Annotated in this window: 6 protein-coding genes; all 6 read left to right on the top strand. The window is 65.3% G+C overall.

Annotated features, from left to right (window positions below):
• Positions 1–150: 150 nt before the first annotated feature.
• Genes GBJ34_RS19075 through GBJ34_RS19100 form a run of 6 tightly spaced genes read left to right on the top strand, consistent with a single transcriptional unit; the run spans position 151 to position 7,006 of the window.
• Entirely contained in the window at positions 151–1,488 is a 1,338-nt protein-coding gene (locus GBJ34_RS19075) for a hypothetical protein (protein ID WP_151720783.1), read from the top strand.
• On the top strand, positions 1,485–2,255 hold the full coding sequence (locus GBJ34_RS19080) for a hypothetical protein (RefSeq protein WP_151720784.1): 771 nt from the start codon (positions 1,485–1,487) through the stop codon (positions 2,253–2,255). Before GBJ34_RS19075 ends, GBJ34_RS19080 begins: the two co-directional genes overlap by 4 nt.
• Positions 2,246–2,842 carry a hypothetical protein gene (locus GBJ34_RS19085; RefSeq protein ID WP_151720785.1) on the top strand — a complete coding sequence of 199 codons (597 nt, stop codon included), beginning with the start codon at positions 2,246–2,248 and terminating at the stop codon, positions 2,840–2,842. Before GBJ34_RS19080 ends, GBJ34_RS19085 begins: the two co-directional genes overlap by 10 nt.
• Before the next feature lie 11 nt (positions 2,843–2,853).
• Entirely contained in the window at positions 2,854–3,213 is a 360-nt protein-coding gene (locus tag GBJ34_RS19090) for a DUF6950 family protein (RefSeq protein ID WP_404811458.1), read from the top strand.
• Positions 3,206–5,395, top strand: coding sequence for a phage tail protein (locus GBJ34_RS19095; RefSeq protein WP_151720787.1), 2,190 nt, complete (start codon positions 3,206–3,208; stop codon positions 5,393–5,395). Before GBJ34_RS19090 ends, GBJ34_RS19095 begins: the two co-directional genes overlap by 8 nt.
• A 12-nt stretch (positions 5,396–5,407) precedes the next feature.
• Complete coding sequence (locus GBJ34_RS19100) at positions 5,408–7,006, top strand: SGNH/GDSL hydrolase family protein (RefSeq protein WP_151720788.1); 1,599 nt, start codon at positions 5,408–5,410, stop codon at positions 7,004–7,006.
• Positions 7,007–7,281: the final 275 nt, after the last annotated feature.

A 7,281-nucleotide genomic window follows, 5' to 3' on the forward strand; every position in this document is an offset into this window, starting at 1 on the left:
CGTCCGATAGCGGGCAGGATCAGGTCTCGTCATCTCAGACCATTAACCCCATGGATTCCCCGTGTGAATCCTGCTCCCTGGGGACTTCTGCAACAAGGCTGGTCCATGCGGGAAAGGGCTACGGCCCTCAAAAATGAGCTTACCAGCGTCATGGATGCGTTGGACGCGGCTGGTGAGACCGATGCGGCCAACGCAATGGACGCCATCATCACCAAGCTGGATGACATCATTGATCGTGCCGGGATAGGCACACTTAAAGGCCGCGATCTTCATGCGGAATTGGCAACCGTCCAGACCGAGGCGTCTGGCGCTCTTGATCAGGTCTCGGCCATCAATGGCATCAGCTTGGAAGGTGCGATCTCGGCTGTTGGCGGGCTGGTTGGTGTGTTGCAAATGGCGGCGGGTGCTGCGGCGCAGGTGCGTGCCAGCCTGCCCGGCATTGATACGACCAAACTGGGCGGCCTCCAGCCGGAGCTTGGCCGGTTCGGAAACCCCTATGCCGATATCGCATGGCCTGAGCTTGCGCCTGACAGTTCCCCCAAACCCAAAGCGCGCCCCTTTGAGCTTGGCGTGCCTGATCTGCCCAAAAGCGGCAGAGGCAAAAAGGGCGGCGGCGCGAAGGATCGTGCTGAATTCGATGAGGCCTTGAAGCAAACCGAAAAACAGATCCTGCTGCTGAATGCCGAGGCGGCGGCGTTCGTCGAGGCTGCGCAGGCTGGTGGCGATTACGCCGGGGCTGCGGATTTTGCCCGCAAGAAGGCCGAGCTGCTGATGGCCGCACAGGAACAGGGTATCAAGGTCACGCCAGAGCTGACGGCCAAGATCGACAAGCAGGCGCAGGCCTATGCCACGGCGGGGCTGGAGGCCGAGGCGGCGGCGGATCGGATCGCGGATCTGGAGGCGGCGTCCGATCGCGGCAAGGATGCCTTGGGCAGCATCTTTGATACGATCATTTCCGGCAGCGGCAGCGGCAGCGCGCGCGAAGCGATTGCCAGCCTGCTGATGGAGATGGCCAAGGCGCAGTTTTCAAAGGGGCTGTTTGGCCTGCTGGACGGTGCTGGCGGCGGTGGTTTTACATCGTGGATCGGTGACATGCTGACCGGCGCGCGGGCCGGTGGCGGCAGTGTGCGCGCCGGCGGGGCCTATCTGGTCAACGAAAACACCCCCAATAGCGAGGTGTTTGTGCCGTCGCGCAATGGCGGCGTCTTGAACGTGCCGCAGGCGCAGGCCGCGCTGCGCGACGCGGTGCGCCCGCCCCAGCCCGTCATGGCCCGCGCGGCAGCGGGCGGCGCGGATCGGGTCGGGCCGGGATCCATTGGCAGGCTGGATATCTCGGTGGCAGTTGATGAGAGTGGCGGCTTGCAGGCCTTTGTTCGCAACCAAGCCGGGCAGATTGTCGCGCAGTCGCAGCCTGTGACGGTGCGGCGCGCGGTGCAGGCGACGGGTGCGACGATGGAGCGTAGCAAGGTGTTTGGGGGGCGGTTGTGAGCATCAACGTTTTCGCCTGGCCCCCGGTCGGCGCGCTGGGTTTTGAATGGACGCATGGGCGTCCGGTGGCGCGCCTGCGGTCGATGCTGACTGGCCGTGACCAGATGCAGGCCAGTCAGCGCAAGCGGCGGATCGCGACCCTTCAGGTGTCTGCCTTGGGTAATGGCGCGAATGGCGCAGGCTTTTGCGAGATCCTGAAGGATATGCTGGACGGCGGTATCCATGCTGTGCGCCTCAGATCGAGCCCGATCAACTGGCATCGGCATTACCGTCCCGCTGTGAACACCTTGAACAGCACATCCCTGACCTGGCGCACCGGGTCGGACCCCTTGGCGTGGCAGGCCTCCGGCCAGCCGCTGCGCTGGTATGATGGCCGCATGGTGACGGCTTCGGGCGCATCCTCACCGCAGGGGATGTGGCATGGTCTCACCCTGTCCGGGCTGCCTGTCGGCACGCTGGTGGCGCGGCCCGGCGACTATATCCGGGCCTATGAGATGAGCGATCCGGCTGTATCGCAGATGGCGCGGGTGGTTCGCCCTGCCACGACAGACGCGGCGGGCGCGGTGACCTTGCGTCTGGACAGGGCCATCACGATCAGCAATGCGCGGGTCAATCTGGCTGAACAGGATGAGGGCGCGTTTCGGGTGGAGGGCGGTCTGCCCCGTGCAGTGCAGCCGCTGTCGGGGGATTGGTCTTATACCTGGTCCTTCCGCGAGGTCTTTGCCGATGAGGTCGGCGGATTTGTGGAGCGTGATCCATGGAACTGATGCGCCAGATCGCATCCGCCACCGAGACGGCGATTTCGGGGGCGGTATTCCATCCGGTGCTGATGGTCTGGCTAGATTGGCCGGGCGGGCCGGTGCGCGCTCATAGCGGTGTCGGTAGCCTGAGCTGGGGCGGCAACACCTGGGCGGGCGTTAGCGCGTTTGGCGCGGTGTCCGTCCCGGATGAGGCGCAGGGCGGGGTGCCGGTGGATTTCTCGGTGTCGCTGACCTGCGATCTGCCGGAGCTGGCAGATTGTGCCGACGCGGTGATCCGCCAGCGTGAGGGCGCAATCTATCTGGGCGTCACCACCGAGGCCGGGGGGAATGTGCTGGTCGGCGCGCCGGTCTCACTGGCCAGCGGCACCATGGATGTGCTGGTGCTGCGCACCGAGGTCGAGCGGCAGGGCGCGGATGTGCAGGTGCTTTACACCCTGACCGTGACGCTGACGACAGGCCCCGGCTATCGGTCCTCGGCTGCGATTGCGCATAGCCATGAGGATCAATCGCGCGCCTATCCCGGTGACACGGCGGGCAAGATGCTGGTGCTGGCCACGGCCCGCGCCGAAAAGACGCTCTGGCCTGAACCGTGACCCCTGACAGAGTGCTGGCGACGGTGGATGCCGTCATGTCCTGCGCGTTCGCGTGGGGTGGTTGCGACTGTGTGGGCGCTGCGAGCGCGGTGTTCGCTGCACTGCATGGCCGTGATCCGCTGGAGGGCGTGAGCGCATGGCGCGGCCCGGCAGAGGCGATGCGTATCATCAAAGCGGGCGGCGGGCTGGAGCGGCTGGCCACCGCACAGGCGCGCCGGCTCGGGCTGCGCGAGGGGCACGCAATCGGCGGGCTGGCCGTCTCGGTCGATGCCCGCACGTTGCTGGTTTGCATTCAGCCCGGGATCTGGGCGGGCAAGACCAAGACCGGATTTGCAATCATGAGACAGGCGGGGAGAGGTTGGTATGCGTAAATTCCTGCTGCTGACCACGGCACTGGTCTGCATCGGCATGGCCCCCGCGCCCGCGCAGGCCGATCCGATCACCGGTGCGATCACAGGCTGGCTGACCACCACTTTCGGGGCAACCTTGGGCGGGGTTATCGCACAGTTGGGCGGATCGATCCTGCTGTCGCAGCTGTCCATGGCGCTGGCAGGCAAACCCAAACAGGAGGCGCAGCGCGCAGAGCTGCACCGACCCACGGCGCTGCCCGCCTATCGCTATGTCTATGGCCGCTGCTGGGCACCCGGCACACCGGTCGGCTGGCACGTTGTCGGGGATATCCTTTACATCTGCTACCTGCTGAATTCCCGCGCATCGGCCCTGACGGATTACACTGTGCTGTTCGACAAGCGGGCAGTGACGGCATCGGGCGATCCGTTCAATTTCGCAGGCGGCGGGGCGGTGGCGTCGAATGAGCCATTCTCGGGCCACCTGCGTTACTGGATCGGGCGCGGATCGCAGACCACATGCCCGGCGCAGATCGTGAGCGAAACCGGCGGCAAGTTTGTGGCGACAGATGCATGGCGCGGGCGCACGGTGCTGTGGGCGCGCATGGATTGCGGTGATCAGGATGAGCGATCAGACCGCTGGCCCGCAACCCCGCCGGAACTGAACGTCGATGGCGACTGGTCACTGGTCCATGACCCGCGCGACGGGGTGACGCGCCACACCCGCAATCAGGCGCTGATCGTGCGCGATGCACTGCGGACCAACCCGATCCGGCCCTATGCCGATGCCTATCTCTGGGATGAGACATTTGGATGGGGTGCCGATGTTGCCGCGCAAGCCGTGGCGGTCAAGGCGGGCGGCACGATCCCACGCTATCGCTGTGATGGGGTTTTAGTCTGGGCCGACGGGTCCGAGCTGGAGGACCAGATCAGCCCCCTGCTGGCGGCGGGGGCCTCGCGCCTGATCCGCGTCGGCGGGCGATTGGGGTTCGTTCCGGCCATCGCGCGCGACCCGGTGCATGTGATCACCGATTTCACGGAGGGGCAGCCGCTGGAACTGACGCGCTGGCAGCCATCCGACAGCCTCTATACCGAGGGCGTCGGTCGCTACACCGCGCCGGATCGGGCCTATGAGAGCGCGGAGACACCGGCATTTATCGCGCCCGGCGCGGTCGTGGCGGATGGCGGGCTGGCCAAGCGGATGGATGTGCAGCTGGATTTCGTGACGGATCACCGGCAGGGGCAGCGCGTCGTCAAAATCGAGGTCATGCGCAGCCGCATGCAGCGCACCGTATCGGGCGAGTTGATGCCGGATGCGTTTCGGCTGGTCGCTGGATCGGTTGCCACCGTCACGCTGCCTGCGCCGATGACGCCGTTCAATGGCCTCTATGAGGTGGAGACGATCCATCCGGCGGCGGGGATCAATGATGATCATTCGATCACCCTGCGTCTGCCCGTGGTGCTGCGCGAGACGAGCGCGGCGATCTACGCCTGGAATGCCGCGACCGAAGAAAAGGAAGTCGAGGGGGCCAGCTTTGACGGGTCTATCACCCGCGTGCAGCGCCCGGCCTCGGTCGCGGTGGTTTCGGGGGCTGCTGCGGCGCTGATCAGTGGCGGCAATGTGACGGTGCGGGTCGAGGCCAGCTGGCCTGCCAGCACCAGCGCATCGGCGCAGGGCTATCAGGTCCAATATCGGACCCGCAACCCCGCTGCCGCCCCGCCGCTCAACGCCTGGGGCGACTGGCTCGACGGGGGCAGCGTGGATCGCGCGGCCAGCGATGGCACCACCTATCGCAGCTGGATCGCGCAGGCCGTCAACGGAAATCAATATCAGGTGCGCGTCCGCACGGTTGGCCTCTATGGCAAGTCGACGTGGATGGAGTCCGGTATCGTCACAGCGTCGGGGCCTGCCGCCGTCCTGCTGACGCCGTCGATCCGAACTGCGACTGGCGGATCTGGCCGGGTCGATCTGGTGATTGATCAGTCCAATGATGCGGCGACGACGCGGGTCGAGATTTGGCGGGCAACGGTCAACGACTCCGCCAGTGCGACAATGATCACGGTGCGCAATGGCGGACCAAACGCCGTTGTCAGCTATGCCAATACCGGGCTCTCGGCTGGCACCTACTACTACTGGGCGCGCAGCCGTGACGGCCTCGGCAATGCCTCGCCCTACAGCCCGGTCAAATCAGCCATCGTCACCTGACAGGAGCGGCACATGCCTGCACCCACATTCAGCTTGCCGGTTTCCGGCACGGCTCCAAATCAGACATCCTCAAGGTCGGGGCTGGAAACGGCGGTGAATGCCGTAATCTCCAGCCTAGACGCGCGCTGGCTCGCCCAGGCGGTCGGGGCGATCCCTCTGATCTCGGCCACCGGGACGCAGGCCATCATCGCGAGCATCCCGGAGGCATTCTCCGATCAACCCATTGCGTCAGGCGTCTCTGTCGAGTTGCAAGTGCCCGCAACGGTGGATGCACCGACGCTGACGGTTGCAGGGGTGGGGCCATACCCGATCCTTGATGCGAATGGCGCGGCGCTGCCTGCGGGGTGGTGGATCACGGGGCGGCGTGTCGTTTTGCGGCTGATGGTCGGCGGGGCATGGCGCGTCACCTCCGGGCTGGGCATGTCGGTGTCAGAGCTGACGGCATTGTCCGGGCAGGTTCCTGCGGCGCAAGGCGCGCTTGCCGGTCTGGTGCGGGCGCTGAATGACCCGCGCCAGTCTGTGCGGCTGCGCCTGATCGGGGACAGCATCACCTGGGGCAGCAATGCCACCGGCGTGGGCGCGAGTGACCCCCGCACCGGCCAGTTGACCGATCCGCGCGCCTCGCTGGACGCCCCGAGCTACGCCAATCTGCTGCGCAAATGGCTGGCCGGAGCATATTTCAGCCCGACGATTTCCGAGCAAGGGCCGGGCTGGGCGCGATATCGGTCCAAGGCGTGGATGCCGGTGGCCGACGATGCGGCGGCTTGGCCGGTCTATAATTTCGGGACTGGTGCCGCATCGCCGCGTGTGACCGGCAGCGGTGGCGCGATGGGGGCCTATCTGGACGTGGTTCTGGGGACGGAGATGCGCTTCGCATTTACCGGCGACGGGATCACGGTCAAGTTCGCGCGGGTCGCGCAGGCCGGGGCAATCGGGCGCATCATGATCGACGGCGTGCAGGTGGGGGCCGATATCGACCTGAATGGTGCTGCGGCCTTCGGGCATGAGGTTTCTGTATCGGTGCCTTACGGGGCGCATACGGTGGCACTGCGCTGTTCCGCGGGGCCGTCAAATGCGCGCTGGCGGATCGAGGCGGTGACGATCAACCGGCTGTTGCAGGTCGCGAATGACGGGATCATCGGCCGCAATGTCACGCAATGGCTGCCCGGCGGCGGGCTGCTGACCGGTGCGCAGGTGCAGGATCATGAATGGGTGATGATCAATCTCGGCACTAATAGCCGCATCACGCAGCCGGGAACGATCAACGAGCCACTGAAGGTCACCAGCGGCCTGATCGAGATTGTCCAGGCGCTCCAGACCGCTGGCAAGTCTGTCATCCTCCTGACCCCCAATCTTGCGACCGGGACGATGGATGTTGATGGCAGCCCGTCCACCTATTCGTTCGGACAGCGCGATGTGCGCCGGGCCATTCAGGACGCCGCGCGCCAGTTGAAGGTGGCGTGCATCGATTTGTTCGGCCCGACCTACCTCGCCCATCAAGAGGGCTTGGGGGTTTTGGCCGATGGCCTGCACCCCAGCGACCTGGGCCATAGCATCATGGCAGCCGAGATCCGGCGCGCCATCAGTGACGCTGAGCGCGTCATCGCTTGATGTTCCTAACCGTCCAAGCGGTGGCGATATTCTGAAAGGCGGTCTTCGAGCAGATGCTTGAGGATCGCCTTCATGTCCTCGATGCTGGCGGTGTCTATGGCGGCCAGGCACCGCTCGAGCCGGGCGAGCCTGTCCTGGTCTGTCTCGGGGCGAGTAATTGATAGCGTTTGCTTGCTTTCAACCCACATTTCCCAAGTAAGGCGCTGATTTCGCTGTCCTGACCATTATATTTCCTATATAAAACATGGTGTTGAAGGCTGCGAGGGGCGCGTTTC

Source organism: Gemmobacter serpentinus (genome assembly GCF_008973825.1).
GTDB lineage: Bacteria > Pseudomonadota > Alphaproteobacteria > Rhodobacterales > Rhodobacteraceae > Gemmobacter > Gemmobacter serpentinus.

What these genes read in the sequence shown, in the direction of transcription:
- GBJ34_RS19075 (WP_151720783.1), top strand. Translation starts at nt 151, where the DNA reads ATGGATGCGTTGGACGCGGCTGGTGAGACCGATGCGGCCAACGCAATG.
- GBJ34_RS19100 (WP_151720788.1), top strand. Translation starts at nt 5,408, where the DNA reads ATGCCTGCACCCACATTCAGCTTGCCGGTTTCCGGCACGGCTCCAAAT.
- GBJ34_RS19085 (WP_151720785.1), top strand. Translation starts at nt 2,246, where the DNA reads ATGGAACTGATGCGCCAGATCGCATCCGCCACCGAGACGGCGATTTCG.
- GBJ34_RS19095 (WP_151720787.1), top strand. Translation starts at nt 3,206, where the DNA reads ATGCGTAAATTCCTGCTGCTGACCACGGCACTGGTCTGCATCGGCATG.